The organism is Polaromonas sp., from assembly GCF_030680935.1.
Taxonomy (GTDB): domain Bacteria; phylum Pseudomonadota; class Gammaproteobacteria; order Burkholderiales; family Burkholderiaceae_C; genus Polaromonas.
In genome coordinates, this window is the sequence record NZ_JAUXUP010000064.1 from 24,322 (window position 1) to 50,766 (window position 26,445).

General features: G+C 61.6%; 26 protein-coding genes and 1 other RNA gene. 23 read left to right on the forward strand and 4 right to left on the reverse strand.

Annotation, left to right across the window (positions count from 1 at the left end):
- Positions 1-2: 2 nt before the first annotated feature.
- The 17 genes from Q8L50_RS15465 to Q8L50_RS15545 all read left to right on the forward strand — a co-directional run bounded on the left by Q8L50_RS15465 (position 3) and on the right by Q8L50_RS15545 (position 15,878).
- On the forward strand, positions 3-1,292 hold the full coding sequence (locus Q8L50_RS15465; protein ID WP_305349528.1) for a branched-chain amino acid ABC transporter permease: 1,290 nt from the start codon (positions 3-5) through the stop codon (positions 1,290-1,292).
- Positions 1,292-2,065 (forward strand): ABC transporter ATP-binding protein, encoded by a 774-nt coding sequence (locus Q8L50_RS15470; RefSeq protein WP_305349529.1) that lies wholly within the window; start codon positions 1,292-1,294, stop codon positions 2,063-2,065. Before Q8L50_RS15465 ends, Q8L50_RS15470 begins: the two co-directional genes overlap by 1 nt.
- 2 nt (positions 2,066-2,067) lie before the next feature.
- Positions 2,068-2,763: an ABC transporter ATP-binding protein gene (locus Q8L50_RS15475; protein ID WP_300519446.1), complete on the forward strand. Its 696-nt coding sequence runs from the start codon at positions 2,068-2,070 to the stop codon at positions 2,761-2,763.
- 300 nt (positions 2,764-3,063) lie between these two features.
- On the forward strand, positions 3,064-5,163 hold the full coding sequence (locus tag Q8L50_RS15480) for a 3-hydroxyacyl-CoA dehydrogenase NAD-binding domain-containing protein (protein WP_305349530.1): 2,100 nt from the start codon (positions 3,064-3,066) through the stop codon (positions 5,161-5,163).
- 23 nt (positions 5,164-5,186) lie between these two features.
- On the forward strand, positions 5,187-6,362 hold the full coding sequence (locus Q8L50_RS15485; RefSeq protein WP_305349531.1) for an acetyl-CoA C-acyltransferase: 1,176 nt from the start codon (positions 5,187-5,189) through the stop codon (positions 6,360-6,362).
- Positions 6,363-6,475: 113 nt separating this feature from the next.
- Positions 6,476-8,308 carry an acyl-CoA dehydrogenase gene (locus tag Q8L50_RS15490; RefSeq protein ID WP_305349532.1) on the forward strand — a complete coding sequence of 611 codons (1,833 nt, stop codon included), beginning with the start codon at positions 6,476-6,478 and terminating at the stop codon, positions 8,306-8,308.
- Positions 8,309-8,539, forward strand: coding sequence for a hypothetical protein (locus Q8L50_RS15495; protein WP_305349533.1), 231 nt, complete (start codon positions 8,309-8,311; stop codon positions 8,537-8,539). It begins immediately after the preceding gene.
- An 81-nt stretch (positions 8,540-8,620) separates the two neighbouring features.
- Positions 8,621-9,412: an SDR family oxidoreductase gene (locus Q8L50_RS15500; RefSeq protein ID WP_305349534.1), complete on the forward strand. Its 792-nt coding sequence runs from the start codon at positions 8,621-8,623 to the stop codon at positions 9,410-9,412.
- 7 nt (positions 9,413-9,419) lie between these two features.
- The gene (locus Q8L50_RS15505) at positions 9,420-9,851 is read left to right on the forward strand and encodes a PaaI family thioesterase (RefSeq protein WP_305349535.1); all 432 of its coding nucleotides are present in this window, start codon (positions 9,420-9,422) and stop codon (positions 9,849-9,851) included.
- Between the two features lie 96 nt (positions 9,852-9,947).
- Positions 9,948-10,964 (forward strand): NADP-dependent oxidoreductase, encoded by a 1,017-nt coding sequence (locus Q8L50_RS15510; protein ID WP_305349536.1) that lies wholly within the window; start codon positions 9,948-9,950, stop codon positions 10,962-10,964.
- A gap of 51 nt (positions 10,965-11,015) precedes the next feature.
- A non-coding RNA gene (locus Q8L50_RS15515) (sX9 sRNA) lies at positions 11,016-11,090 on the forward strand.
- 14 nt (positions 11,091-11,104) lie between these two features.
- Positions 11,105-12,745: an isovaleryl-CoA dehydrogenase gene (locus Q8L50_RS15520; RefSeq protein WP_305349537.1), complete on the forward strand. Its 1,641-nt coding sequence runs from the start codon at positions 11,105-11,107 to the stop codon at positions 12,743-12,745.
- 18 nt (positions 12,746-12,763) lie between these two features.
- Complete coding sequence (locus tag Q8L50_RS15525; RefSeq protein ID WP_305349538.1) at positions 12,764-13,717, forward strand: glutathione S-transferase family protein; 954 nt, start codon at positions 12,764-12,766, stop codon at positions 13,715-13,717.
- Entirely contained in the window at positions 13,714-14,166 is a 453-nt protein-coding gene (locus tag Q8L50_RS15530) for a GNAT family N-acetyltransferase (RefSeq protein ID WP_305349539.1), read from the forward strand. The genes Q8L50_RS15525 and Q8L50_RS15530 overlap by 4 nt, the downstream gene beginning before the upstream one ends.
- Positions 14,167-14,181: 15 nt before the next feature.
- Positions 14,182-15,087, forward strand: a complete 906-nt coding sequence (locus tag Q8L50_RS15535) for an SDR family oxidoreductase (RefSeq protein WP_305349540.1) — start codon at positions 14,182-14,184, stop codon at positions 15,085-15,087.
- 96 nt (positions 15,088-15,183) lie between these two features.
- Positions 15,184-15,501: a hypothetical protein gene (locus Q8L50_RS15540; RefSeq protein ID WP_305349541.1), complete on the forward strand. Its 318-nt coding sequence runs from the start codon at positions 15,184-15,186 to the stop codon at positions 15,499-15,501.
- The gene (locus tag Q8L50_RS15545; RefSeq protein ID WP_305349542.1) at positions 15,498-15,878 is read left to right on the forward strand and encodes a hypothetical protein; all 381 of its coding nucleotides are present in this window, start codon (positions 15,498-15,500) and stop codon (positions 15,876-15,878) included. Before Q8L50_RS15540 ends, Q8L50_RS15545 begins: the two co-directional genes overlap by 4 nt.
- Positions 15,879-16,059: 181 nt before the next feature.
- On the opposite strand, the gene Q8L50_RS15550 is transcribed toward Q8L50_RS15545, so the two are convergent.
- From Q8L50_RS15550 to Q8L50_RS15560, 3 genes are all read right to left on the reverse strand, one after another.
- The gene (locus Q8L50_RS15550; RefSeq protein WP_305349543.1) at positions 16,060-16,530 is read right to left on the reverse strand and encodes a DM13 domain-containing protein; all 471 of its coding nucleotides are present in this window, start codon (positions 16,528-16,530) and stop codon (positions 16,060-16,062) included.
- Positions 16,531-16,547: 17 nt separating this feature from the next.
- Entirely contained in the window at positions 16,548-17,303 is a 756-nt protein-coding gene (locus Q8L50_RS15555; protein WP_305349544.1) for a thioredoxin family protein, read from the reverse strand.
- Positions 17,304-17,391: 88 nt separating this feature from the next.
- Positions 17,392-17,910 (reverse strand): hypothetical protein, encoded by a 519-nt coding sequence (locus Q8L50_RS15560; protein ID WP_305349545.1) that lies wholly within the window; start codon positions 17,908-17,910, stop codon positions 17,392-17,394.
- 142 nt (positions 17,911-18,052) lie between these two features.
- Between Q8L50_RS15560 and Q8L50_RS15565 the strand changes: the two genes are divergently transcribed.
- From Q8L50_RS15565 to Q8L50_RS15580, 4 genes are all read left to right on the forward strand, one after another.
- Positions 18,053-20,428: a Tex family protein gene (locus Q8L50_RS15565; protein WP_305349546.1), complete on the forward strand. Its 2,376-nt coding sequence runs from the start codon at positions 18,053-18,055 to the stop codon at positions 20,426-20,428.
- Between the two features lie 114 nt (positions 20,429-20,542).
- Positions 20,543-21,670 carry a phospholipase gene (locus Q8L50_RS15570; protein WP_305349554.1) on the forward strand — a complete coding sequence of 376 codons (1,128 nt, stop codon included), beginning with the start codon at positions 20,543-20,545 and terminating at the stop codon, positions 21,668-21,670.
- Between the two features lie 146 nt (positions 21,671-21,816).
- Positions 21,817-22,863, forward strand: coding sequence for an adenylate/guanylate cyclase domain-containing protein (locus Q8L50_RS15575; protein WP_305349547.1), 1,047 nt, complete (start codon positions 21,817-21,819; stop codon positions 22,861-22,863).
- A 3-nt stretch (positions 22,864-22,866) separates the two neighbouring features.
- On the forward strand, positions 22,867-23,175 hold the full coding sequence (locus tag Q8L50_RS15580) for a hypothetical protein (RefSeq protein ID WP_305349548.1): 309 nt from the start codon (positions 22,867-22,869) through the stop codon (positions 23,173-23,175).
- Between the two features lie 29 nt (positions 23,176-23,204).
- Here Q8L50_RS15580 and Q8L50_RS15585 read toward each other — a convergent pair whose 3' ends face one another.
- Positions 23,205-24,341 (reverse strand): iron-containing alcohol dehydrogenase, encoded by a 1,137-nt coding sequence (locus tag Q8L50_RS15585; RefSeq protein ID WP_305349549.1) that lies wholly within the window; start codon positions 24,339-24,341, stop codon positions 23,205-23,207.
- A 134-nt stretch (positions 24,342-24,475) separates the two neighbouring features.
- On the opposite strand from Q8L50_RS15585, the gene Q8L50_RS15590 reads away from it, so the two are divergent.
- Entirely contained in the window at positions 24,476-25,432 is a 957-nt protein-coding gene (locus Q8L50_RS15590) for an alpha/beta hydrolase (RefSeq protein WP_305349550.1), read from the forward strand.
- Positions 25,433-25,442: 10 nt separating this feature from the next.
- A complete protein-coding gene (locus Q8L50_RS15595) occupies positions 25,443-26,309 on the forward strand; it encodes a YbgC/FadM family acyl-CoA thioesterase (protein ID WP_305349551.1) in 867 nt (288 codons plus the stop codon).
- Positions 26,310-26,445 lie beyond the last annotated feature (136 nt).

Genomic DNA, 26,445 nt, shown 5'->3' on the forward strand with positions numbered 1-26,445 from the left:
CCATGAAAACACATTACACCTTTACGCCCCTCAATATCGGGCGCTGGCTCACCTGGGGACTGTTTGCGCTGGTGCTTGCCGTGGCTCCGCTTTTGTTCGGCAGTGGCCTGGCCATGACGGTGCTGTCGCAGATGGGCATTGCCATCATCGCCTGTCTGTCCTACAACATGTTGCTGGGGCAGGGCGGCATGCTGAGCTTCGGCCACGCGGTTTATACCGGCCTGGGCTCGTTTCTGGCCATCCACGCGCTCAATAACATCGGCAATGGCTCGTTGTCCCTGCCGGTGTCTCTGGTCCCCTTGGTGGGTGCATTGGCCGGTGTGGGGTTTGCCGTGTTGTTCGGATATGTCACCACGCGCAAGTCGGGCACCACCTTTGCCATGATCACATTGGGCCTGGGCGAACTGGTGTTTGCGCTGTCGCTGATGATTCCCGAATTTTTTGGTGGCGAAGGCGGCGTGTCCGGCAACCGGGTGACGGGAAAAGCCGTGATGGGCATCACCTTTGGCCCGCAAATTCAGGTGTACTACCTGATCGCGGTCTACACCTTTGTGGCGGTCGGCGCCATGTTTGCCTTCACCCGCACACCGCTGGGGCGCATGCTCAACGCAGTGCGCGACAACCCGGAGCGGGTTGAATTTGTCGGGTACGACACGCAGAAGGTACGTTATTTCGCCTTCATCATTGCCGGATTTTTTGCCGGCCTGTCGGGTGGGCTGGCGGCGCTGAATTTCGAAATCGTCACTGCTGAAGTGGTGGGTGCTGCGCGTTCGGGCGCCTACCTGCTGTTCACATTCCTGGGCGGCGCGACGTTTTTCTTTGGGCCCATCATTGGCGGCATCCTGATGGTCCTGGCTTTTGTACTGCTGTCGGAGTTCACCCAGGCGTGGCTGCTTTACCTGGGCCTGATCTTCCTGTTCATGGTCATGTACGCGCCCGGGGGCATTGCCAGCCTGATCATGATGAACCTGCGTGTGGCCGCCTTTGGCAAGCTCAGACAACTCTGGGTCAGCTACCTGGCGCTCGCCGTCACTGCTTTGATCCTGCTGGTGGGCGCCGCCGCGATGATCGAAATGGTCTACCACCTCCAACTCAGCACCACGCTGGGCTCCGAGTTGCGGTTTGCGGGTATTCCGCTGGACGCCAAGGGGCTGGACAGCTGGTTTGGCGCGGCATTTGTCACCTTGACCGGGCTGGGGCTGTTTGAGGTCACACGCCGCCACTTTTTGCGCGAGTGGAGCGAGATTCAGGAATACATCGAAAAAGAAATCAAGCGCCGGGAGGCTATGTGATGGCAGCTTACGCTTTAGAACTGAAAGACCTGCGCAAGAGTTTCGGCAAGACTGAAATCATTCGCGGTATCAATCTGGCAGTGACTGCCGGCGAACGGGTCGGCATCATCGGTCCCAACGGCGCCGGCAAGTCCACGCTGTTCAACCTGATCAGCGGCCGTTTTGAGCCCAGTAGCGGCCAGGTGCTGCTCAACGGCCAGCGGATTGAGGGGAAAAAGCCTTTTGAAATCAACCGGCTTGGTCTGTCACGCAGTTTTCAGATCACCAACATATTTCCCAAGCTCAGCGTCTTCGAAAATTTACGCTGTGGTGTGTTGTGGAGTCTGGGCTACAAGTACACCTTTCTGAAGTTTTTGGCGGGTCTGGATGACGCCAATGACCGGGCTGACGAGCTGATGAAAATGATCAAGCTCGACAAAAAACGTGATGTGCTGGCCATCAACCTGACCTACGCCGAACAACGCGCACTGGAGATCGGCATCACCATTGCCGGCGGCGCGAATGTGATCCTGCTGGATGAACCGACTGCCGGCATGAGCCGCAGCGAAACCACCCGCTTCATCAGCCTCATCAAGGAGGTGACCGTGGGAAAAACCCTGCTGACGGTGGAGCACGACATGGGGGTGGTCTTCGGCCTGGCCGACAGGATTGCGGTCGTGGTTTATGGCGAAGTATTGGCCTTTGACGAACCAGAAGCCGTGCGGGCCAATCAGCGCGTGCAAGAGGCCTATCTGGGCTCTTCCGTGGCAGATTCACAGGTGGGAGGCCACTGAACATGCTCAAAATAGAAAACCTCCACGCCTACTACGGTAAAAGCCATGTTTTGCATGGCGTGCAATTTGACGTGCAGCCTGGTGAAATTGTGGCGCTGCTGGGGCGCAATGGCTCAGGCCGATCGACCACCGCCAAAGCCATCATGGGTCTGGTGGAGTGCCAGGGTGATATTCAGTGGCGGGGCAAGCAGATTGCCGGGCACAAAGCCTATGAAGTCGCGCACCTGGGCATTGGTTACGTGCCTGAGAACCGGGACATCTTCCCGACGCTGACGGTGCACCAGAATCTGATGCTCGGACAAAAAGGCAAGGGCAAGGGCAGCCGCTGGTCGTTTGACGACATGTACGGCATGTTCCCGCGTCTGAAGGAGCGCCAACACACAGAGGCAGGGGTGCTGTCCGGTGGCGAACAGCAGATGCTGACCTTGTGCCGCACCTTGATGGGCGACCCCGACCTGATCATCATTGACGAGCCGACCGAGGGCCTGGCTCCTAAAATTGTCGAGTTGGTGGGGCAGTACCTGCAGACGCTCAAGGCCAAGGGTATTTCGGTGCTGCTGATTGAGCAAAAACTCACGATTGCCATGGCGATTTCGGACCGGGCACTGGTCATGGGCCATGGCAGCATCGTGTTTCAGGGGACGCCAGACAGTCTGCGTGCCGATGCCTATATCCGCAAGGAGTGGCTGGAAGTCTGAGAGACCATGAATCTTTCTACTGCGCGGCCCGATCTGGCTCCTGTGGTGCTCACCGTACTCCTGTACGGCTCCGCTCCTCGAAGTTACCTCGACCCGCTCGCTACGAAATCTTCACAGCCTCCCTGCGGGGGCATAACCCCTGTTTTTGTCGCGGCAGGGACAATGCAGCCAGCCCCAGGGTTGCACTGCAACATAAGCTCTCTACAATAAGAAAAGAACGGTCGTTCTATTTTTGCCAGTCCGACCTTGTCAGGTCTCGCAGCACCCAGCAGCTGGCCACCAAGCAACAAAGGAAAACACATGACAGCTAAATACGAAGTCCACGGCAGCGTGGCGGTGATCACCATGAACAACCCACCGGTCAACGGCCTGGGTCATTCCACCCGTGTGGGCATTACCGACGGTTTGCAAAAAGCCAATGCCGATACTGCCGTCAAATCGATTGTGCTGACCGGTGGCGGAAAAGCCTTCTCGGGCGGTGCCGACATCAAGGAATTTGGCTCGCCCAAAGCGCTGGCAGAACCCAATTTGCTCAGCGTGATCCTCGCGGTTGAAAATTCCTCCAAGCCCGTGGTGGCTGCGGTTCATTCAGTGTGTATGGGCGGCGGGCTGGAACTGGCCCTCGGTTGCCATTACCGCATTGCGGCGCCGGGCTGCAGCGTGGCATTGCCTGAAGTCAAGTTGGGCCTGATCCCGGGCGCCGGCGGTACGCAGCGCCTGCCCCGCGCACTGGGGGTGGAACCCGCACTCAACATGATTGTCAGTGGCGAGCCGGTCAAGAGCGAACTGCTGGCCCAGATCCCCGGGCAGAAGCTGTTTGACAAGATGTCGGCATCCGCCGAGTCGCTGGCTGAGGAGGCGCTGGCCTACGCGCAAGCGGTGTCTGACACCCGTCCCTTGCCGCTGGTACGCAATCTGCCATGCAAACACCCCAACGGTGATGCTTACTTCCAGTTCGCTCGCAACATGGTCAAGGGCATGGCGAAAAACTTCCCGGCACCGGGCAAGTGTGTGGACGCAGTGGAATCTGCCACCAAGAAAAAATTCGACGAAGGCATGGCCTTTGAGCGCGAGATTTTTACCGCCCTGATGTTCACGCCCGAGAGCCGCTCCCTGCGCCACATCTTCATGGCAGAACGCGCCGCTTCCAAAATTCCGGATGTGCCGGAAGACACCCCCAAGCGCGACATCCAGTCCGTCGCCGTCATTGGCGCCGGCACCATGGGTGGCGGCATTGCCATGAACTTCCTGAACGCCGGAATTCCCGTGAAGATGCTGGAGATGAAGCAGGAGGCACTGGACAAGGGCCTGGGCATTATTCGCAAGAACTACGAGGCCCAGGTCAAGAAGGGTAAGCTCAAGCAGGACAAATACGAGCAGCGCATGAGCCTGCTCACCACCACCCTGAGCTATGACGACCTGAAAGAGGCCGACATGGTGATTGAGGCCGTGTTCGAGGAAATGGGCGTCAAGGAAAAAGTTTTCAAGGAACTGGACCGCGTGATGAAACCCGGCGCCATACTGGCTTCCAACACCTCCACGCTGGACGTCAACCAGATTGCCGCCTTCACCAAACGCCCGCAGGACGTGGTGGGCATGCATTTCTTCAGCCCGGCCAACGTGATGAAGCTGCTTGAAGTCATTCGCGGTGAGAAAACCGCCAAGGACGTACTGGCTACAGTGATGGCCGTCAGCAAGAAGATCAGGAAAACCGCCGTAGTGTCCGGCGTCTGCGACGGATTTATTGGCAACCGCATGATTGAGCAATACGGACGCCAAAGCGGCTTCCTGCTCGACGAAGGTTGCACGCCGGCCCAGGTGGACAAGGCGATGGAAAAGTTCGGCATGGCCATGGGCCCGTTCCGCATGGGTGACCTGGCTGGCAACGACATCGGTTGGGCCATCCGCAAGCGCCGCTACCAGGAAAAGCCGAACATGAAATACAGCAAGACCGCAGACTTGTTGTGCGAGAAGGGCCGTTTTGGCCAGAAAACCGGTGCCGGCTGGTACGACTATGTGCCCGGCAAACGCGATGCCATCCCGAACGCCGAAGTGGTCAAAATGATCGAAGACCATCGCGCTGCGCTGGGCATCACGCCGCGCAAGATATCTGATGACGAAATCGTCCAGCGCCTGGTCTACGCCCTGGTCAACGAAGCAGCCCACATTCTGGAAGAGGGCATTGCGTCCAAGGCCAGCGACATCGACATGGTGTACCTGATGGGTTATGGTTTTCCGATCTACCGTGGCGGCCCCATGAACTACGCCGATCAGGTCGGCCTGTTCAATGTGGTTCAAAGCATGCAGCGATTTGCCCAGAACCCGCTGGACGACGCGGCATTCTGGCAGCCAGCACCCTTGCTGGCCAAACTTGCAGCCGAAGGCAAGTCTTTCAACTAACACCCCATTTTCCGGAGATTCACATGACTTCAGCTGTAATCGTTTCCACCGCCCGCACCCCCCTGGCCAAAAGCTGGAAGGGCTCTTTCAACATGACACACGGCGCCACTCTTGGCGGCCACGCGATTGAACACGCTATCAAACGCGCCGGCATCGACGCCGGTGAGGTCGATGACGTGATCATGGGCTGTGCCAACCCCGAGGGTGCGACGGGTGCCAACATCGCCCGCCAGGCCGCCTTGCGCGCCGGCTGCCCGATCACCGTCTCGGGTGTCACCGTCAACCGCTTCTGCTCGTCAGGCCTGCAGACCATTGCCCTGGCCGCGCAGCGTGTGATTGCTGGTGAAGCCGATATTTACGTGGCTGGCGGCGTTGAAAGCATCTCCTGCGTGCAGCAGGAAATGAACACCCACATGCTGGCCGATTCCTGGCTGGTCAAAAACAAGCCCGAGATCTACTGGAACATGCTGCAGACCGCCGAGCAGGTCGCCAAACGTTACGGCATCTCGCGCGAGCAGATGGACGAATATGGCGCGGCCAGCCAGCAAAAGGCCACCGCCGCACTGGCGGCCGGCCTTTTTGATGCCGAAATTGCCCCCATCACCGTCACCATGGGGGTGGCCGACGCCGTCATGGGCCTGACCACCAAACAGGTGACGGTCAGCAAGGACGAAGGCATTCGCGAAGGCACGACCAAGGAAGGCATCAGCGGCATCAAGCCGGCCATTCCCGGCGGTGTGATTTCTGCCGGCAACGCCAGCCAGTTTTCTGACGGCGGCGGCGCCGTGGTGGTGATGAACGAAACTGTGGCCGAGAAAAAAGGCCTGAAGCCGCTGGGCCGGTTTCTTGGGTTTGCGGTGGCAGGCTGCGAGCCGGACGAGATGGGCATCGGTCCGGTCTACGCCATCCCCAAGGTGCTGGCGCGACTCGGCCTGAAGGTCAGTGACATTGACCTGTGGGAGCTCAATGAAGCGTTTGCTGTGCAGGTGATTTATTGCCGCGACAAGCTCGGCATCCCGATGGACAAGCTCAACGTCAACGGCGGCGCGATTGCCGTCGGTCACCCCTACGGCGTCAGCGGTCAGCGTTTGACGGGCCACGCCCTGATAGAAGGCAAACGCCGCGGCGCCAAACGTGTTTGCGTGACCATGTGTATTGGTGGCGGCATGGGCGCTGCGGGCATCTTTGAAGTGCTTTGAGTTTCTTTCGACAAGCACACTGATCAGGGGCTGAGCAAGGCGCAACGGATAAACCGGACAGCCTGCTCGGCCCTTATTTTTAATGGCCGTGAGCCAGCTAAAGTGAGAGCACCATGAGCCTTAGGCCCACCCTGGATTTTCTGCTGTATCAATGGCTGGGCGCCGAGTCGCTGACCCAGCGCGAACGCTTTGTCGACCATTCGCGCGAGACCTTCGATGCGGTGTTCGACACCTGCGAACGCATCGCGCGTGAAAAATACGCGCCCTTCAACCGGCTGGTCGATACCCAGGAGCCGCATTTTGACGGCGAAAAGGTCATCCTGCCGCAGGCCACACATGAGGCCAATCGTGCCTACGCCGAATCGGGCATGCTCAGCGCCGCGCAAGACTATGACGAAGGTGGCATGCAGTTGCCCTACACCATAGAGGCTGCGGCCAACTGCTTTTTCGCCATGGCCTCGGTCAGCATGGGATCCAGTTTGCTGACCAAGGGCAATGCCAACCTGTTGCTGGTGCACGGCACCGAAGCGCAAAAAGAGGTGTTTGCGCGCAACGAATTTGCCGGGCGCTTTTCCGGCACCATGTGTCTGTCCGAGCCGGAGGCCGGTTCTTCGCTGAGCGATATCACCACACGCGCTGTCCCCGACGGCGACGACTTTGAAGCCGAGGCGCTGGGCCCGCGTTACCGCATCAAAGGCAACAAAATGTGGATTTCGGCCGGAGAGCACGAGCTCACCGAAAACATCATCCATTTGGTCCTGGCCAAGATCCCGGGGCCGGATGGCAAGCTGATTCCCGGCACGCGCGGCATCTCGCTGTTCATCGTGCCAAAGAAAATGGTTGGCAGCGATGGTCAGCTGACGGGCGTGCGCAACGACGTGGCGCTGGCCGGCCTGAACCACAAGCTCGGCTGGCGTGGCACCACCAACACGCTGCTGAACTTTGGCGAGGGCAAGTACCCAGTCAATGACAAAGCGGGTGCCGTGGGTTATCTGGTCGGCAAGCCGCATGAGGGCCTGCGCTGCATGTTCCACATGATGAATGAGGCGCGGATTGGCGTCGGCACGGCGGCGGTCATGCTGGGCATGGCCGGTTATTACGCCAGCCTGGACTATGCCAAAAACCGGCCTCAGGGCCGGCCCGTGGGTCCGGGAGGAAAAGACGCGGCTCAGCCACAGGTGCGCATCATTGAACATGCGGACGTCAAACGCATGTTGCTGGCTCAAAAGAGTTATTGCGAGGGCGCGCTGGCGCTGGAGTTGTACTGCGCGCGCCTGGTGGACGAGCAGCACACCGCAGAAGCTGCGACCGCTGACGAGGCCCGGCTGTTGCTGGAGGTACTCACGCCAATTGCCAAAAGCTGGCCCAGCGAGTGGTGCCTGGAGGCCAATTCGCTGGCCATCCAGATCCACGGTGGCTACGGTTACACGCGAGACTTCCCGGTCGAGCAGTACTGGCGCGACAACCGCCTCAACATGATCCATGAAGGCACTCACGGCATTCAGGCGACTGATCTGCTGGGCCGCAAGGTGCTGATGGAAGGCGGCAAAGGCCTGCAACTGCTGGCTGCGCGCATCAACAATACGGTAGAGCGGGCCATCCAGATGCCGGAACTGGCCGCCTATGCCAACGCGTTGAGCAAGGCCTTGCAGCAGGTCGGCGCAACCACAAAGGCAGCTTGGGCCACTGGCAATCCGCTGGACGCATTGGCCAATGCCGTGCCCTACATGCAAGGCTTCGGCCATACCGTGCTGGCCTGGATCTGGCTGGACGTGGCGCTCGCAGCCTTGCAGGCTGATGCTACAAACTCGATCGCTGTGACGGCAGGTAAGCTGGGCGCGGTACGCTACTTTTATCACTATGAACTGCCTAAAATCGACGCATGGCTCAAGGTGGTCGCTTCCCGCGACCTGACTTGTGCCGAATTGCCGGAGGAGGCTTTTTAAATGGGGTTTTTCAAGGAATCGGGCAGCACCACGTCGAGCAAGTCCATTGCCCGGTTACAGCAGCTGATCTGGGTCCTGATCTACGGCGGGCTGCTCACGCTGGTGCTGGGGCTGTCGGTGCAGCGCAGCGACGATGCGACCGGCTGGTCCATGGTGGCGGCCGGCGCTATCGTGGCAGCCATTGGTTTTGGCCTGATATATGTCCGATCACGCTTGAGCGCAGGCGACTGAGACGTCCACCGCGCGACAGCCGCAGAAGCCGCCTTGCGCGACACTTCTTGCATATTCCCCCAGACTCAAGGAGCAACAACCATGACACGAACCATCCAGCAACTTTTTGATTTGACCGGCAAAACAGCCCTGGTCACCGGCGGCTCACGCGGCCTGGGCCTGCAATTGGCGCAGGCGCTGGGCGAAGCGGGTGCAAAAATCATGCTGAGCTCGCGCAAGGCCGAAGACCTCGAAGAGTCGGCGGCGACGCTCAAGGCCGCCGGCATTGCCGTGGACTGGATTGCCGCCGATTGCTCGAAAGAGGCCGATATTCGCGGCCTGGCTGATGAGACCATCAAGCGCCTCGGTCATGTTGATATTCTGGTCAACAACGCCGGCGCTGCCTGGGGCGCACCGGCTGAAGACCACCCGGTCGAGGCCTGGGACAAGGTGATGAATCTCAATATCCGCGGCTACTTCATCCTGAGCCAGCACATTGCCAAACAGAGCATGATTGCGCGCCGCTCCGGCCGCATCATCAACGTGGCATCGATTGCCGGCCTGGGCGGCAACCCGCCCGAGATGACCACCGTCGCCTACAACACCTCCAAGGGCGCGGTCATCAACTTCACCCGCGCACTCGGCTGTGAATGGGGCAAGTACAACATCACGGTCAACGCGATTTGCCCGGGCTTTTTCCCGAGCCGCATGACCGTCGGAACCCTGAAGGCCCTGGGTGAAGAAAAGCTCGCCGCCCACGCGCCACTGCGCCGCCTCGGTGACGATGAAGACCTCAAAGGCCTGTGTGTGCTCTACGCATCTGACGCCGGCAAACACATCACGGCCCAGTGGATGGCAGTGGACGGCGGTGTGTCTTCAGTAACAGGTGGCTGATCAAGCCATGAACTTCGGCGTTGAGATTCCTTTTGTTGATCACCTCGGTTTCGAGCTGGTGCTGTTTGAAGGCGGGCATTCGCAGATTGACTACTTGCCCAAGCCCGAACATCTCAACTCCTTTGCTGTCACGCACGGCGGAGCGCTGATGACCTTGCTGGATGTGGTCATGGCGACGGCGGCACGCAGCGCACGCCAGGAGATGGGTGTGGTCACCATCGAGATGAAAACCAGCTTCATGCAACCGGCGCGTGGCAAGCTCAGCGGCAAGGGCCGGCTGATGCACAGCACCGCCACCATGGCGTTTACCGAGGGTACCGCCTATGACGAAGACGGCAAGGCCTGCGCGCACGCCACCGGCACTTTCAAATACGTCAAACGACTCGCGGTGGGCGCGCGTGAGGTCAACCCGCTTCGTTCAGGCATTTCGACCGATTAAGACTGCTTTTTCAGTTTTATATAACAAAATCAGGCTCTGGCCCTTTACCAACGGGCGCAAGCAGCTATTACATTCATAGCAGAACAGGACACCATCATGCCAGTCAATCAGCAAATTCATCTCGACAACCGCCCCACCGGCGAAGCTGTCGCCAGCAACTTCAAGCTCGTCAGCAGTGACACGCCGGCGCTGGCGGACGGCCAGGTGCTGGTGCGTCACCATTTCATGAGCCTGGACCCCTACATGCGCGGCCGCATGAACGACGCCAAGAGTTATGCGGTTCCGCAAGCTTTGGGGCAGGTGATGGGCGGCGGCACGGCAGGCGAGGTGGTCGAGTCGAAAAATCCGAAGTTCGCCGTTGGTGACAAGGTCGTCGGTATGGGCGGCTGGCAGGAATACAGCGTGGTGGACGCAAACCAGCCCGGCGCGCTGCGCAAGGTCGACACCACCCATGTGCCGCTCTCGCACTACCTGGGCGCGGTCGGCATGCCCGGCGTGACGGCCTGGTACGGCCTGGTGAAGATCATTGAACCGAAAGCCGGCCAGACTGTTGTGGTCAGCGCCGCCACCGGCGCCGTGGGCAGTGCCTTCGGCGCCCTGGCCAAGGCACGCGGCTGCCGCGCTGTCGGCATTGCCGGCGGTCCGGACAAGTGCAAATACGCTGTCGATGAACTTGGCTTCGACGTCTGCATTGATTACAAGCAGCACAAGGATGCTGCGTCGCTGTCGAAGGCGTTGAAGGAAGCCTGCCCTGACGGTATCGACGGTTATTTTGAAAACGTCGGCGGCATGATTCTCGACGCGGTGCTGAGCCGCATGAACGCGTTTGGCCGCATCGCGCTTTGCGGCATGATCGCCGGCTACGACGGCCAGCCGCTGCCGATGACGTATCCGCAACTGATCCTGACCAACCGCCTGAAGATCCAGGGTTTCATCGTCAGCGAACACATGGAAATCTGGCCGGATGCGCTGAAGGAACTTGGCACGCTGGTGGGCACCGGCAAGCTCAAGCCGCGCGAGACGGTGGCGCAGGGCATCGCCGCCGCGCCTGACGCTTTCCTGGGCCTGCTCAAAGGCAGGAACTTCGGCAAACAGCTTGTGAAGCTCATCTAGTGCGGCTACTGCGCGGTCACCATGCGTCGTTGGGCGGTGCTCGAAATCCTCACGTACCTGAAGTACGTTCCGGATCCTGCGCTCCGTCCGCCTCGCCTGATGACCGCTCGCTACGCCGTACCTTCTCCCGCTAAGGCGACATGCTCATGACGCACGAAGTTTTTAACCAGCCTGCGCCGCTGGTGGACTACAACCTGTTCGATACGAACCGGCCGCTGCGTGATGCCCTGAAGTTCAACGCCCCGTCACTGGCGCCTGCTGAGCTGTCGGCGCTGGGCGCGCGGCTGGGCAGTGCAGAGATGCAGACCCATGCGCGGCTGGCCAACACCCACACGCCGGCGCTGCACAGCCACGACAGATTCGGCCACCGGGTGGACCAGGTCGAGTTTCATCCCGGGTATCACGAACTCATGAAACTGTCCGTGAGCGCGGGCCTGCATGGCACGCCGTGGGCCGGGCACAGTGATTCGCCACACGTGCTTCGGGCAGCGGGTTTTATGCTGTTCACCGAGCTGGAGCCATCCACGCTGTGCCCCATCTCCATGACTTACGCGGCCACGCCGGCGCTGCGCGGCAATGCCGCGATTCATGCCGACTGGGCGCCCAAACTAGGCAGCCGAGCCTATGACCCGGCACTCAAGCTGTTTTCCGAAAAAACCGGCGTGACCATGGGCATGGGCATGACCGAAAAGCAGGGCGGCTCCGACGTGCGTGCCAACACCACACAGGCCCTAGCTGATGGAAACGACCACTGGGGCCAGCGCTTTCGGCTGACGGGCCACAAATGGTTTTTCTCGGCCCCCATGTGCGACGCTTTCCTCGTGCTCGCGCAGGCGCCGGCCGGGCTCAGTTGCTTTTTCCTGCCGCGCGTGTTGCCCGACGGCACGCTCAATGCCATTCGCATCCAGCGCCTGAAGGACAAGCTCGGCAACAAGGCCAACGCCAGTTCCGAAGTCGAGTTTGAAAGCGCCACCGCTTGGCTGGTGGGTGACGAAGGCCGCGGAATACCGCAAATCCTGGAGATGGGCACCATGACCCGCCTCGACTGCGCCTTGGGCACCAGCGGCCTGATGCGCCAGGCCCTGTCCATCGCGCTGAACCACTGCGCCCAGCGTCAGGCTTTTGGCAAGCCGCTGATCAACCAGCCGCTGATGCGCAATGTGCTGGCCGATCTGGCGCTCGAATCCGAAGCCGCCACGGCACTGTCCATCCGCCTGGCGCGGGCCTTTGACCACGCCACGGATTCCCATGAGCAGGCCATGGCGCGCCTGCTGACGCCAGTGGCCAAATTCTGGATCTGCAAACGCGGCAGCCACTTTGCACAGGAAACCATGGAATGCCTGGGCGGCAATGGGTATGTGGAAGAGGGCGGTGAAGGCATCATGGCGCGCATCTACCGTGAGATGCCGCTCAATTCCATCTGGGAAGGCGCGGGCAACATCATGGCCCTCGACCTGTTGCGCGCCTTGCGCAAGGCCGACGCAGCGGCCGCGCTGGCACACGAGCTGGCGCCGGCCAAAGGCGCGCATACCGCGCTGGACCGGCTGGCAGCCGCCTTGCCAACCCGCGTGGAAGAGATGGCGACCGAAATCGAAGCGCGGCGGCTGGCGCAAGACGTGGCGCTGGCAGTGCAGGCCGCGCTGCTTTACCAGACTGCCCCCGCTGCGGTGTTCAGCGCCTTCTGCGACTCACGGCTGGCGGGCAACTGGGGCCAGGCCTTCGGCACGCTGGGCGCCGGCACCGACTTTGACGCATTGGTTCACCGTGCGATGCCGCAATAGAACTTTCAGGAGACACCCATGGCCGAGTTGATTCTTCACCACTACCCGACATCGCCCTTTTCAGAAAAGATCCGCCTCATCCTGGGCTACAAACAGCTGCCCTGGAAGTCGGTGGTCATCCCCAGCATCATGCCCAAGCCCGATGTGCTGGCGCTGACCGGCGGCTACCGCAAGACACCATTTTTGCAGGTCGGGGCCGACATTTATTGCGACAGCGCATTGATCGCCGACGTGCTGGAGCATCTGCAGCCCACCCCTTCGATCTACCCCGAACCCGGCAAGGGGCTGGCGCGCACGATTGCGCAATGGGCCGACAGCACCTTGTTCTGGGCCGCCATGGCGCACAACCTGGGGCCCAAAGGCGCGGCCCAGATGTTTGCCGGCGTGCCACCCGAAGCCGCCAAAGCCTTCGGTGAAGACCGCAAGTCCATGAGTTTCAACATGACACGGCTGCGCCCGGCTGACGCCGCTGCTGCGTACAGGTCTTATCTGCGGCGCCTCTCGGACATGCTTGACGAGCAGCCTTTCCTCCTCGGCCAGGTGCCCTGTATCGCCGACTTTGCGGCCTACCACCCGTTGTGGTTCACCCGGGTACGTACGCCGGTGGTGGCCGACATCCTGGCGCACACCCCCGCGGTCATCGACTGGATGGACCGCATGAACGCGATTGGCCAGGGCAGCATGGAAAAGTTTGACGCCGCGCGAGCGATTGCCGTGGCCGCCGAAGCCGAGCCGATGGCGGTGGGTCAGGGCCTGCTGACCGACAGTACCTTTCAGGACGAGCACGGCATTGCGCTGGGCAGCCGCGTCAGCATCACCGCCGAAAGTTTCGGCCCCGAGCCGACCGAAGGCGAACTGATCGCCGCGACCCGCACGCATTACACCCTGAGCCGCACCGACGAGCGGACCGGCAAACTGCATGTGCATTTTCCGCGCATCGGTTACGCGCTGAAAGCTGTTGCCCCGGCATGAGCGGGCTGCACTGGCGGGCCGTGCCCTTTGACGCACTGACTGCGCGTGACCTGTATGCGGTGCTGCAACTGCGCACCGAGGTGTTCGTGATCGAGCAGGACTGTGCCTACCAGGACATGGACGGCGCAGACCCCGCGGCCGTGCATCTTCTGGGCACTGCCGACGACGAGCTGGTGGCCTATGCGCGCTGCTTCCCCCCCGGTGTGAAGTTTGTCGAGGCCAGCATAGGGCGGGTCATCACCCGGCAGGCGGCGCGCGGCTTGGGGATCGGGCACGAACTGATGCGCCAGGCGATGGCCTGCATGTTTCAGCGCTGGGGCCCGCAGCCCATACGGATTGGCGCGCAGGCGCGCCTGGACAAGTTTTACCAGCAGCACGGATTTTCAAAACAGGGTGAGCCGTATATCGAAGATGGCCAGCCCCATGTCGAAATGCTGCGTCCCGCTTAATTCAAGGAGTTATTGATGATCACGGATTTCAAAGGCAAAACGGCGGTTCTCACGGGTGCCGGCTCGGGCTTCGGCCTCGAGTGCGCGCGCATAGGCGCAAAACTCGGCATGAACCTGGTGCTGGCCGACGTGCAGCAGGATGCACTCGACAAGGCCGCTGCCGAGATCGGTGCCACCGGGGCTCAAGTCCTTTCTTTCCGCCTGGATGTCTCCAAAGCGGCCGAGGTCGAGGCGCTGGGCGCGGCCGTGCTGGCGCGTTTCGGTGCGCCGCATTTTGTTTTCAACAACGCCGGCGTCGGCGCGGGCGGCCTGATCTGGGAGAACACGCTCAAAGACTGGGAATGGGTCATCGGCGTCAACCTGATGGGCGTGGCCCACGGCGTGCGGGTGTTCACGCCCATGATGCTGGAGGCCGCGAAAAAAGACCCGGCCTGGCAGGGCCACATCGTCAACACCGCCAGCATGGCCGGCCTGCTCAATGCGCCCAACATGGGCATCTACAACGTCAGCAAACATGCGGTGGTCAGCATGAGCGAGACGCTGTATCAGGACCTGTCGCTGGTCACCGACCAGATCAGCGCCTCCGTGCTGTGCCCCTTCTTTGTGCCCACCGGCATCAGCCAGAGCCAGCGCAACCGGCCTGATGATCTGCCAGCCGCCAAACCGACACGCAGCCAGCTGATCGGGCAGGCCATGAGCGACAAGGCCGTTGGCTCGGGCAAGGTCACGGCGGCCGACGTGGCGCAAAAAGTGTTTGACGCGGTGGCTGCCAACCAGTTCTACATCTACAGCCACCCCAAGGCGATTGGCTCGGTACAGACACGGCTGGAAGACATCCTGCAGGCGCGCAATCCGACCAGTCCGTTTGCGCACAAACCGGAGCTCGGTGAAGATCTGAAGAAGGCCTTGCGCGAGGCTTGAACTGAGGCACCCGTGTATCCCCTAATTGGGGGATGCGCGGCAGATGGAGCGGGTCTATTCTTTTCCTCCCACTACTCAGCAGTCGAGGAGAAGTCCATGAAACGCCTTGTTCGTCCGTGGAGCGTAGTTGTATGGCTCGTGCTGGCCAGCCCTGGGCTGGCGCTGGCGCAGGCAACAGGCCCCTCCGGATTCACCAAAAAGAAGTTTGACAGTGTTGATTCGGTACCTGGCATGCATTCAGGCCATGCGGTTGCGAATTTGCCCAACATCCACGGCAGCCCCGGTGCCTGGTCCTCCTGCAGCAAGCAAGCCGCGTTGATTGAGGAGCTTGAGAAAACCGTGGCGCTGCAGACCAAACGCATCGAAGAGCTTGAGACAGCCGTCAAACTGGCCAGCAAGGGAGGCACCAAATGAGCCAGACCATTGCCGAGCAGCTTCAGGCGCAGACCGCCAGCCTCGCAGCGGCAAGGGCCGCCGTCACCCAGCAACCCACTGCCGGTCTCCCCCCCGGCAAAGTGCCCTGGTGGTCCGTGACAGACGCCATGACGATCAGTGCGTCCATCTTGCTGTTTGGTCTTCTGGTGATGGTGCTGGCCACCTGGGCGCTGCGCCATGGCATTGCCGCCGGGCTGGTCCTGCGCCTGTTCGGCATGCTCACCATCATTGTGCTGGCGGTGTTTCTGGTGGTCGCCGGTTACGACAGCCAGCAGATTGCGCCGGTAACCGGGCTGCTGGGTACGCTGGCGGGCTACCTGGTGGGAAGAAGTGTGCAGGAGCAGCCCAAGGTCTGATCCCGCTCCATTTGCGGCCCATGGCAGTCAGCAAATCGCCCGGCGCCACCATGCAGCCATGGTGGTTTCCGGTGGATTGGGTTGGGTTGCGCTGCGCGTAGCGTCGCGCACAGGCCGACAGTACCGGCTATACCCTGAAACGTTTTTGCCTTCGGCAGGGAACTTCCCATCAAAGCCTCTTTTACCGGTATCTGGCCGCCGAGATGAACTCTGAAAACGTCTCACACCAGACAAGCACGGTGTTGTAGCGCATCAGGTCTACCCCCGCCGGCACCGGGACCACAAAGTTCTTGAAGGTCTTGATCTCGCCCACACGCAGCGATTGCGACTTGAGCTTGAGAAACTGTGCCTCGTCCTCCACGAACTCTGGCACCAGATAAAGCTTGTAGTCTGGGCCGGGCGAAAGTTTGCCCACCAGCGTGATGTTTTGTTGACCCACCGACACCGTGCCTTCGCCCCAGTGCAGCAGATCGCTGCCCCGCAGATCGCGGCGCAGCGTGCCGGTGTAGGGAGCGGCCTGCGCAATCGCCTGAACGTTTGCCGAGGACGGGCCTTGCGGCGCCGTCAGAATGGGCAACAGATAGATGCCCAACCCGAACCCGAACAGCAGAACGGCAGCGTGAGATGCCGCCAGCAGCAGGGCTTTTTTCATGCCTGGTGTCATTTGTGTCAGCCCTGGCATTGCAGGCTCAAGGCCTGCAGGGTCTTGCCGCTGGTTGGTTCAAACACCACCAGGTTGATCTGGCGCTCATGGCCAGGTGTGGCTGCAATGCTGCGCAAAACCAGCCGCGTGGGCACAGCGCCTGCGCTTTTGTACTCACCAGCCTGGGTGTACTGGCGCACCACAAAATCGTGCTTGAGAAATTCGCCCGCGTTTTCGCCGGATTTGACTTTGGAGTTGTGCCCATGTTCGGTGACGGTCCAGTACGCAGCCCAGGCCTGCGCAGCGCCAGCGGTGCCGGGTGTGACGGTGGCTTCAAACTGGTCGTCTGCCAGCCGCTTGAGCGCAATGTGCGTGTGCGCCGCTTCCCGGGCGCCGCTGATGCGCGATTCGGCGCCGCGCCACTGCGGCCAGTCACGGCCATTGACGACCACCTGCGGCGTGTAGATGCTGCGCAGGCGATTCTTTTCTGCCAGTTCGCGTTGGCGGGTGGTGTGGGCTGGCGCGGCAAAACGGTCCACCCAGCCGATGTAGTCCCAGTAGCCCACGTGAAAAGCCTGTACCACCAGGTCTTTTCCCTTGAAGGCAGAGGCCCACTTGTCGGCTGGCGGGCAGGAGCTGCATCCCTCAGAGGTGTAGAGCTCCAGCACCGGCGTGACCAGCGTGCCCGAGGCGGCGGCGCACTGGCTTTGCATGCCAAATGTGGCTGTAGCCCAAGTCAGCAAAGCGCAAGCAGCTATCAATTTGGAAGCGGATGAAGCCATGGCCGGGGTCCTTGAAAAAAAGTAACCCCTGTTTGTCGGCCAGACGCCGCTGTTCTTACTGGCTTTTGGCCTTCTGCCGCCCAGACTCCTAGCGCAAGGGCGGCGTGTCGGTGTGCCGCGCGCCTGACGGCACGCCATCACGTTTTTCCAGACGGTCTTCCAGCTCGCCAATATAGGCGGCCAGGGTGTTGCCGGACTGCTCGATCTTGCTGGTGATCAGCTGCTGGTTCTGGGCCAGCCGCTCCGCCAGCACGGTGGCCTGCGCGGCTTCACGCTGCTGGGCGGCCAGGGCCTGGGCTTCAAGGTATTGGCGAAGTTCGGTAAACCGGGAGGCCTCGGCCTTGTCGGCCAGCTCCCGCTGCGCGGTCAGCGCGCGCGTGGACTGGCGCATTTCCAGCAGGTGGGTGCTCTGGATATACAAGGTGGTAGCCAGGAACACCAGCAGCAGTGTGGCCAGCAATACCAGCATGACCAGCCCCAGCGGGATCTGCACGGTGGTATAGCCAAGGCTGAGCACCGATGTGCGGGTGAATTCGTCCATATTCAGCGCTGCAAAACCCGCAATCAGCACAATCGCGAGTATCAGCACAATGGTTCGGATACGCATGGGTGGCTCCTGAAATTGAAGGTTTCATTATGGCCGCGGGTGGCCGGTCATTTTGTAGGCAAAGTGCCTGAGTCGGGGCGGGCGGGGTGTGGCACACTCGCCCACTTTGCCTCACCTTCCGTCAGCGCCATTTCAAACTCACATGCAAAAAATCATTCGCCAGATCGCCGCAGAAATCAAGGTTCAGGAGCATCAGGTCAAAACCGCCGTGGAGCTGCTCGATGGCGGGGCCACCGTCCCGTTTATCGCGCGTTACCGCAAGGAAGTCACCGACGGACTTGACGACATCCAGCTGCGTGAACTGGAATTCCGACTCGGCTACCTGCGCGAGCTGGAAGAACGGCGCGAAGCTGTGCTCAAAAACATTGATGAGCAAGGCAAGCTGACGCCCGAGCTGGCAGCTGCGATTGCCGCCGCACCCACCAAACAGGAGCTGGAAGACCTGTACCTGCCCTTCAAGCTGAAACGCCGCACCAAGGGCCAGATGGCGCGTGAGGCGGGCATTGAGCCTTTGGCCGACAAACTGTTCACCAACCCTTCCCTGGTACCCGCCGACGCGGCGGTGGCCTTCGTCAAGGCCAAAAAAATGGAAAGTGGCGACGATTTCACCACGGTGCAGGCCGTGCTCGACGGTGTGCGCGACATCCTCAGCGAACGCTGGGCGGAAGATGCGGGCCTGCTGCAGATGTTGCGCCAGTGGCTGTGGGCCGAAGGCCTGCTGTCGTCAAAGCTGGTGACCGGCAAGGACGAAAACAACATCGACAACAGCAAATTCCGCGACTACTTCGACTACGACGAGCCGATAGGCCGCGTGCCTTCGCACCGCGCGCTGGCGGTGTTCCGCGGCCGTGGACTGGAGATTCTCGACGCCAAGCTGCTGTTGCCCGAGATCCCCGAGCCCGGCAAGCCGAGCATCGCGGAAGGAAAAATCGCCATTCACATAGGCTGGAGCCACAAGGGCAGGGCGGCCGACGACCTGTTGCGCAAATGTGTCGGCTGGACCTGGAAGGTCAAACTGAGCCTGTCCACAGAACGCGACCTGTTCAGCCGCCTGCGTGAAGAGGCCGAAAAAGTCGCGATCAAGGTGTTTGCCGACAACCTGCGCGACCTGCTGCTTGCTGCGCCGGCCGGCCCGCGTGTGGTCATGGGCCTGGACCCCGGCATACGCACCGGCGTCAAGGTCGCGGTGGTGGATGCCACCGGCAAACTGGTCGAAACCTCGACGGTCTATCCGCACGAGCCGCGCAAGGACTGGGACGGTTCGCTGCACACCCTGGCCAAACTCTGTGAGAAACACGGCGTCAACCTGATCGCCATCGGCAACGGCACCGCCAGCCGGGAAACCGACAAGCTCGCCGCGGACCTGATCAAGGGCATGGCGAAGATCGAACAGGTGATTGAAAAGGTCGTCGTCAGCGAGGCCGGCGCCTCGGTTTATTCAGCCAGCGAGTTCGCCAGCCAGGAAATGCCCGATGTCGATGTGAGCCTGCGCGGCGCTGCGAGTATTGCGCGGCGCCTGCAGGACCCGCTGGCCGAACTGGTCAAGATCGACCCCAAGTCCATCGGTGTGGGCCAGTACCAGCACGATGTGAACCAGAGCGACCTGATGCGCAGCCTGGACACCGTCGTCGAGGACTGCGTCAACAGCGTGGGTGTGGACCTCAACACCGCCAGCGTGCCGCTGCTGGCGCGGGTTTCGGGCTTGAGCAACACCGTCGCCAAAGCCGTGGTGCGCTGGCGCGATGCCAACGGCGCTTTCGCCAGCCGCGCTGATCTGCTCAAGGTCACCGGTCTGGGCGCCAAGACCTTCGAGCAGAGCGCCGGCTTTTTGCGCCTGCGCAGCCAGGCCGAAGGCAGCAACCCACTGGACATGACCGGCGTCCACCCCGAAACCTACCCGGTGGTCGAAAAAATCATGGCGCACACCGGCAAGCCGGTGGCCGAACTGATGGGCCGCGCCGACATGCTCAAGACGCTCAAGCCCGAGCTGTTTGCCAACGAGCAGTTCGGCGTGATCACCGTCAAGGACATCCTTGCCGAGCTGGAAAAGCCAGGCCGCGACCCGCGCCCGGACTTCAAGGTGGCGCGTTTCAACGATGGCGTGGAAGACATCAAGGATTTGAAGGAAGGCATGACGCTGGAAGGCACGGTCAGCAACGTGGCGGCTTTCGGCGCCTTCATCGACATCGGCGTGCACCAGGACGGCCTGGTGCATGTGAGCCAGTTGTCCAACAAGTTTGTCACCGACGCGCGTGAGGTGGTGAAAACCGGCGACATCGTGAAGGTTCGCGTGACCGAGGTGGACGTGGCGCGCAAACGCATCGCCCTGACCATGAAGCTGGACGCCGCGCCCGCACGGCGCGACGCTCCGCGCGACAACCGCTTTGAAGGTGCGCGGCCGGGCCAGGGTCAAAATCGCGGCGGAAACTATGATGGCGGGCAGAACCGGGCGCCGCAGCCGGCGACCTCGACGGCCATGGAGTCGGCCTTCAGCAAGCTGGCGGGACTGAAGAAATAGGCAAAAAATCTCCCCGAGGCCCGATGGAGCGGAACTTGCGTGGTCAAATCCACATCTTTCCCCTGACTGGCGGGCGCCAGCAGCTCCTGAAATCATAGCAACCAGACCTTGTCCATAAACGCTCTGCGCATTTACGCCGGCCCCAAAGCACGCCAGCACATCGCCGAACATGGCCTGCAAGCGCAGGACGTGCGGGTGGTGCCGGGCGCGGCCGGCGGGCCCAAAGGCCTGGTGCTGGGGCCGCTGGACCGCTTCATCTTTGGCGAGTGGCTGGCTTCAACCGACCAGCCGGTGCATCTGGTCGGTGCCTCGATTGGCGCCTGGCGCATGGCCACCGCCTGCCTGGCGAACCCGATAGAGGCTTTCCAGCGCCTCGAAGACGACTACATTGCCCAGCAATTTTCCGTCGAGCCCGGCCAGAAGCGGCCCAGTGCCCATCGCGTCAGCGAGCAGTTTGGCCAGAGCCTGGCGACCTTTTACGGCGGCCGGGTACAGGAGGTGTTGCAGCACCCGCGTTACCGGCTGCACATCGTCACCTCGCGCGGGCGGCACCTGCTGGGGCGGGAGCACAGGCTGCGTACGCCGCTGGGTTATTTCGGCGCCTTTCTGACCAACACCGTACACCGCAAGGCCATGGGCGCCTGGCTGGAGCGGGTGGTATTTTCCAGCCAGGACGCGCCTTTGCCCTTTGCCACCAGCGACTACCGCACCCGGCAGGTGGCACTCAGCGAAGCCAACTTCAACCCGGCGCTGCAGGCCAGCTGCTCCATTCCTTTCATGCTCAAGGCGGTGCACGACATTGCCGGCGCGCCGCGCGGTGCCTACTGGGACGGCGGCATCACCGACTACCACTTGCACCTCAACTATGCTTCTGATTTGATAGCTGCGCACGCAGGCGGGGAAAGGGCTGAAGGCCAGAATGACTCAAAATCCGCAGGGCTGGTGCTGTACCCGCACTTCCAGCAGGCCGTGGTGCCCGGTTGGCTGGACAAAAGCCTGAAGTGGCGCCACGGCGCCACCCACTTTCTGGACAACATGGTGCTGCTCGCGCCCGACCCGGCCTGGGTCAAAACGCTGCCCAACGGCAAGCTGCCCGACCGCAACGACTTTTTGCGCTACGGCACCGATGTGCCGGGCCGCATGAAGGCCTGGCGCAGCGCTGTCACATCCAGCGCGCAACTGGTGGACGAGTTGCAGGAGTGGCTGTTGCGGCCGGACATGGGGCAGGTGCACAAGCTGTAAGTCACCGCAACACGCATGTCCCGAGCAAAGGCAGTTCCAGTGCAACAAGCATGGCTTCAGACCCTGTGCTAAGGTCCTTCGCGGTATGGGAAGTCGGGAAACATCCCTTACGCCCAAGACAGCAAGAGAGTTTGAACCCCCAACCCATGGCTAGCGAAAACAAGATGCAACTGCTGGTGATGGACCACGATCCGGTCACCGCTGCCCTGTTGATGGCCGACATCCGGGCGCAAGGTTTTACCCAGGTCGCGCATATCTCCGATGTTTCCGGCCTGGCCCAGTCCTTGGCCAGCACCTCGCCGGATCTGGTGGTTTTCAATTACCACTTCGATTTTCCTGAGAGCCTGGAGACCTGTGGGCTGATCAGGCAGATCGCGCCGCACACGGCCATTCTGGCCATCGCCTCGGCAGGACCGGCCATCAAGCGGCTGCGCAACTGGAGCCGGGACACCGGCGCGGTCGATGCCATCCTCGAAAAACCGTTTTTGATACAGCGTTTCAGGGCCGCACTCGGTGATCTGGCCCAAGGAAAACAGGCCACCCGCGCGATGGAAGTCAAGGCTGCGCGACTGGAAAACCTGTTGCCCGAGGATGCGTTGTCCGCCATGGACCGGAATCCTGCCGGCGATGTCGAGCTTTTTGAAGGTACGGTGCTGTTTACCGACATTCGCCGCTCCTCCGAGATGATCACCCAACTGCCGCCGCGCGAGTTCTTCAGGCAGCTCAACCAGACCCTGAGTATTCAGGCCAGGCTGGTGCGCGACTATGAAGGGTCTGTCGTCAAATTCACCGGCGATGGCATTCTGGCGGTTTTCCGCGGAATGGGAAAATCCTATCTGGCGCTGCGTTGTGCCGTGGAACTGGCGGGCAATGGATGCCAGCAGATATTTCCCTACGGGATTGGCGTGGCAGGAGGGCTGATCCTGGCCGGCCTGGTGGGCGACTCCAGCCGGGCGGGGCAGAAGCAGCAATACGACGTGATAGGCGCAACCGTGCATCTGGCTGCCCGTCTTTGCAGCATGGCCAACGCACGCGAGCTCATCTCAACCCAACAAGCCTACGCCGCGGCCCGCTTCAGCCATCCGAACACCCGACCGATCGGACGCATCGCCATTCGTGGCTTTGATGACGGTATCGACTGCATCGCCTTGAACCCCGCCACCGATACCACCCCAACCTCCACTGGAACCTGAACCATGCAAGAAAAATACAGCGCCGCGCAACTCAGCAAAGTGATCGACCAGTCCCTGGTTTACCAGTGCGCCTGCCCGGCACAAGTATGCCGCGCACTGTTTGAATTGCGTGAGTTATACGACTACCAGATGAACTGCGCCAACGACACGGCCAACGACCGGCTGGTGCACGAAGCGATTGCGGCCGCAGCCGCGCAATCTCATGAACTCATGGAGCAATGTCTGACCCGGGTCCTGGAAATTGAAGGTTGGGACCCGGCGACCCTGAACCTGCCGGAATCGCTGCGCAAGAAAACGGTCAAGAATTTCTGATAAGTACAGTCCTGCCGTTCAGGCAACGTTCAAAGCGATGACGCCAGCATCTCCTCATACTCCCCCGCCGTCGCGATCCGCGGATTCGTCTTGTGGCAATGGTCCGCCATCGCGCCCACGATGATCTGGTCAAACTGATCGCGCTGCACACCCATGGCAGCCAGTCCCGCCGGTAAACCGAGGCGGGCATTCATGTCCTTGATGGCTTCCGGTATGTCGCTGCCCGAAGCCAAACCCATGGCCTGCGCCATGCGGTTCAGCCGGTTTTCCTTTTGAATCGATTCGGCGCTCGCGTTGAAGCTGACCACCGCCGGCAAAAACATCGCGTTCAGCGTGCCGTGGTGCAGGCGCGGATCGACGCCGCCCAGGCTGTGGCTCAGGGAATGCACACAGCCCAGGCCTTTCTGGAAGGCCATCGCGCCCTGCATGGAGGCACTCATCATGTTGAAGCGGGCTTCGCGGTCGCTGCCGTCGCGCGTTGCGCGTTCGATGTGGGCCCAGCCGCGCTGCAGGCCGTCCAGGCCTATGCCGTCGGCCGGCGGGTTGAAGGCGGGCGCCATGAAGGTTTCCATGCAGTGTGCAATCGCGTCCATGCCGGTGGCGGCCGTCAGTTTGGCGGGCAGGCCCAGCGTCAATTCGGGGTCGCAGATGGCGGCTTTCGGAACGATGTGCCAGGAGTGGAAGCCGACCTTGCGGTGATCGTCCAGGATGATGATGGCGCCGCGTGCCACCTCGCTGCCGGTGCCGCTGGTGGTGGGCACGGCAATCAGCGGCACGGCCCGGTCGGTGATTTTCAGCGAGCCGCCCTCAATGGTGGCGTAGGTCTTGAGCGGGCCTTCGTGCGTGGCGGCAATCGCCACACCTTTGGCGCAATCGATGGCCGAGCCGCCGCCGACGGCAATCAGGCCGTCGCAGCCCTGGGCCTTGTACACCGTGACCGCGGCACGCACCGCGGCTTCCGTCGGGTTCGACGGGGTCTGGTCAAACACCGCCACCGTCATGCCGGGCAGCGCGTCCAGTGCTTTTTGCAGTACGCCAGCCGCCTTGACGCCGGCGTCGGTGACGATCAGCGGTTTGGTGATGCCAACGCGCTCGCACTCCTGTTTGAGCAGCTTGACTGCACCGTAGTCAAACTGGATTTGTGTCACGTAATAGATAAAGGCCATGGGGTGTTGTCTCTTTGTAGCGTTGTACGATCTGGTGTCCTTACTTTAATGGCTGGAAGCGCCTTGATAAACAAGCAAACCCTGATCGCCGTCACGTTGGTGATAGGCGCGCCATCACCGGATTTTTTCATACCATGACGCGCCCCGCCGACCCGAGCGATTTGTTGACCCCGGCCATGCGCGACGTGCTGGTGCGCATGGCGCGCGCGGCGCGGCCAGCCATGCACACCCTGAGCCCGCTACAGGCGCGGGCAGCCTACGAGGCAGGCGCCGGCATTCTGGAGATTCCATCCCCACTACTGGCCCGGGTAGAAGACTTCACCATTGCAGCACGCGACGGGTATGCGCTGCCACTGCGCCTGTACGCGCCATCCCACGAGGCGCTGCCGGTGCTGCTGTATTTTCACGGCGGCGGTTTTACGATTGGCAGCATCGCTTCGCACGACATCCTGTGCCGCCAGCTCAGCCAACTGGCCGGCTGCGCCGTGATTTCGGTCGACTACCGGCTGGCGCCCGAACATAAATTCCCGACCGCCGCCAATGACGCCTGGGACGCACTGGCCTGGCTGTCCTTTCACGCCGACGACAAAGGCCTGGACTGCACCCGGCTGGCGGTTGGCGGCGATAGCGCAGGTGGCACTCTGGCAGCGGCTTGCGCCATCCAGGCCCGGGACATGGCTTTGCCGCTTGAGCTGCAACTGCTGATTTACCCGGGCTGCGCAGCGCAGCAGGACTCGGCCTCACACCGGCGTTTTGCCCAGGGCTTTGTGCTGGAGGCCGCGCACATTGAATTTTTCTTCAACCAGTACCTGCGCAGCCCGGCCGATCGCGAAGACCGGCGTTTTGCGCCGCTCAACGCGCCCGATGTCGAGGGCGTGGCCCCCGCCTGGGTAGGTCTGGCCGAATGCGACCCTCTGGTCGATGAAGGCGTGGCCTATGCCGATAAACTGCGCGCGGCCGGAGTGACGGTGGACCTGGAGATTTACCGCGGCGTGACACACGAATTCATCAAGATGGGCCGCATCATTGTCGAAGCCCGGCAAGCCCATGCCCATGCGGCGCACGCCCTGCGAAACGCCTTTGCCAAATAAAGAGACTGATATGAAACGACAGGACTTCCGATTTTTCCACCGTCTGCGCGTGCGCTGGGCAGAGGTGGACATGCAGAAAATCGTCTTTAACGCGCATTACCTGATGTACTTCGACACCGCGGTGGCCGACTACTGGCGCGCACTGGCCTTGCCCTATGAAGAAGCCATGCACCAGCTCGGTGGCGACCTGTATGTGAAGAAGGCCACGGTCGAATACCACGGCTCGGCGCGTTGTGACGACCAGATCGATATCGGCATGAAATGCGCGCGCATCGGCAACTCCTCGATGGTGTTCACCGGTGCCATCTTCCGCGGCGATGCACTTCTGATCAGCTGTGAGCTGGTTTACGTGTTTGCCGATCCGGCGACGCAAACCTCACGGCCCGTGCCGCAGGCGCTGCGCGACATCCTGACCGGCTTTGAGGCGGGCGATGCCATGGTCACGATCAAGACCGGCGCGTGGTCAGAGCTGGGCGAGCACGCCGGCGTGATCCGCACTGCGGTGTTTATCAAAGAGCAGGGCATTCCGATGGACATGGAGTGGGACGAGGCCGACGCCACCGCCATCCACGCCGTGGCCTACAACGGCCTGGGCCAGCCGATTGCCACCGGCCGGCTGCTGCAACATGCGCCGGGCAGTGCAAAAATTGGCCGCATGGCGGTCAACCGCGTGCTGCGCGGCGCCAGCCTGGGGCGCGGGCTGCTTCAGGCCTTGGTGGCTCAGGCCGAACAGCGCGGCGACACCGAAGTGTTGCTGCACGCGCAGCGAAGCGCCGAAGGTTTTTACGCCCGGCTCGGCTTTACGCCGCGCGGCGAAGTTTTTGATGAGGTTGAGATTCCGCATATCGAGATGGTGCGGAACCTGCGCGGCTCCTAGTTGTGAAGTGTCAAGAGGTTGTTTGTAGCTGAGAGCCTGGACATGGGTGGTTTGAGCCCGATCCCATGGTGCTGGCGGTGCCAGTTGTAGAAGTGATTCCACCGGGGCAATGCAGCCAGGCGCTGATCAGAATGCT

Coding starts and splice junctions, on each gene's coding strand:
- Q8L50_RS15495 (WP_305349533.1), top strand. CDS start 8,309: ATGGGGTTTTTCAAGGAATCGGGCAGCACCACGTCGAGCAAGTCCATT.
- Q8L50_RS15595 (WP_305349551.1), top strand. CDS start 25,443: ATGAAACGACAGGACTTCCGATTTTTCCACCGTCTGCGCGTGCGCTGG.
- Q8L50_RS15465 (WP_305349528.1), top strand. CDS start 3: ATGAAAACACATTACACCTTTACGCCCCTCAATATCGGGCGCTGGCTC.
- Q8L50_RS15505 (WP_305349535.1), top strand. CDS start 9,420: ATGAACTTCGGCGTTGAGATTCCTTTTGTTGATCACCTCGGTTTCGAG.
- Q8L50_RS15590 (WP_305349550.1), top strand. CDS start 24,476: ATGACGCGCCCCGCCGACCCGAGCGATTTGTTGACCCCGGCCATGCGC.
- Q8L50_RS15575 (WP_305349547.1), top strand. CDS start 21,817: ATGGCTAGCGAAAACAAGATGCAACTGCTGGTGATGGACCACGATCCG.
- Q8L50_RS15535 (WP_305349540.1), top strand. CDS start 14,182: ATGATCACGGATTTCAAAGGCAAAACGGCGGTTCTCACGGGTGCCGGC.
- Q8L50_RS15540 (WP_305349541.1), top strand. CDS start 15,184: ATGAAACGCCTTGTTCGTCCGTGGAGCGTAGTTGTATGGCTCGTGCTG.
- Q8L50_RS15475 (WP_300519446.1), top strand. CDS start 2,068: ATGCTCAAAATAGAAAACCTCCACGCCTACTACGGTAAAAGCCATGTT.
- Q8L50_RS15585 (WP_305349549.1), bottom strand. CDS start 24,341: ATGGCCTTTATCTATTACGTGACACAAATCCAGTTTGACTACGGTGCA.
- Q8L50_RS15500 (WP_305349534.1), top strand. CDS start 8,621: ATGACACGAACCATCCAGCAACTTTTTGATTTGACCGGCAAAACAGCC.
- Q8L50_RS15480 (WP_305349530.1), top strand. CDS start 3,064: ATGACAGCTAAATACGAAGTCCACGGCAGCGTGGCGGTGATCACCATG.
- Q8L50_RS15555 (WP_305349544.1), bottom strand. CDS start 17,303: ATGGCTTCATCCGCTTCCAAATTGATAGCTGCTTGCGCTTTGCTGACT.
- Q8L50_RS15470 (WP_305349529.1), top strand. CDS start 1,292: ATGGCAGCTTACGCTTTAGAACTGAAAGACCTGCGCAAGAGTTTCGGC.
- Q8L50_RS15520 (WP_305349537.1), top strand. CDS start 11,105: ATGCTCATGACGCACGAAGTTTTTAACCAGCCTGCGCCGCTGGTGGAC.
- Q8L50_RS15580 (WP_305349548.1), top strand. CDS start 22,867: ATGCAAGAAAAATACAGCGCCGCGCAACTCAGCAAAGTGATCGACCAG.
- Q8L50_RS15490 (WP_305349532.1), top strand. CDS start 6,476: ATGAGCCTTAGGCCCACCCTGGATTTTCTGCTGTATCAATGGCTGGGC.
- Q8L50_RS15545 (WP_305349542.1), top strand. CDS start 15,498: ATGAGCCAGACCATTGCCGAGCAGCTTCAGGCGCAGACCGCCAGCCTC.
- Q8L50_RS15525 (WP_305349538.1), top strand. CDS start 12,764: ATGGCCGAGTTGATTCTTCACCACTACCCGACATCGCCCTTTTCAGAA.
- Q8L50_RS15560 (WP_305349545.1), bottom strand. CDS start 17,910: ATGCGTATCCGAACCATTGTGCTGATACTCGCGATTGTGCTGATTGCG.
- Q8L50_RS15485 (WP_305349531.1), top strand. CDS start 5,187: ATGACTTCAGCTGTAATCGTTTCCACCGCCCGCACCCCCCTGGCCAAA.
- Q8L50_RS15530 (WP_305349539.1), top strand. CDS start 13,714: ATGAGCGGGCTGCACTGGCGGGCCGTGCCCTTTGACGCACTGACTGCG.
- Q8L50_RS15510 (WP_305349536.1), top strand. CDS start 9,948: ATGCCAGTCAATCAGCAAATTCATCTCGACAACCGCCCCACCGGCGAA.
- Q8L50_RS15550 (WP_305349543.1), bottom strand. CDS start 16,530: ATGAAAAAAGCCCTGCTGCTGGCGGCATCTCACGCTGCCGTTCTGCTG.
- Q8L50_RS15565 (WP_305349546.1), top strand. CDS start 18,053: ATGCAAAAAATCATTCGCCAGATCGCCGCAGAAATCAAGGTTCAGGAG.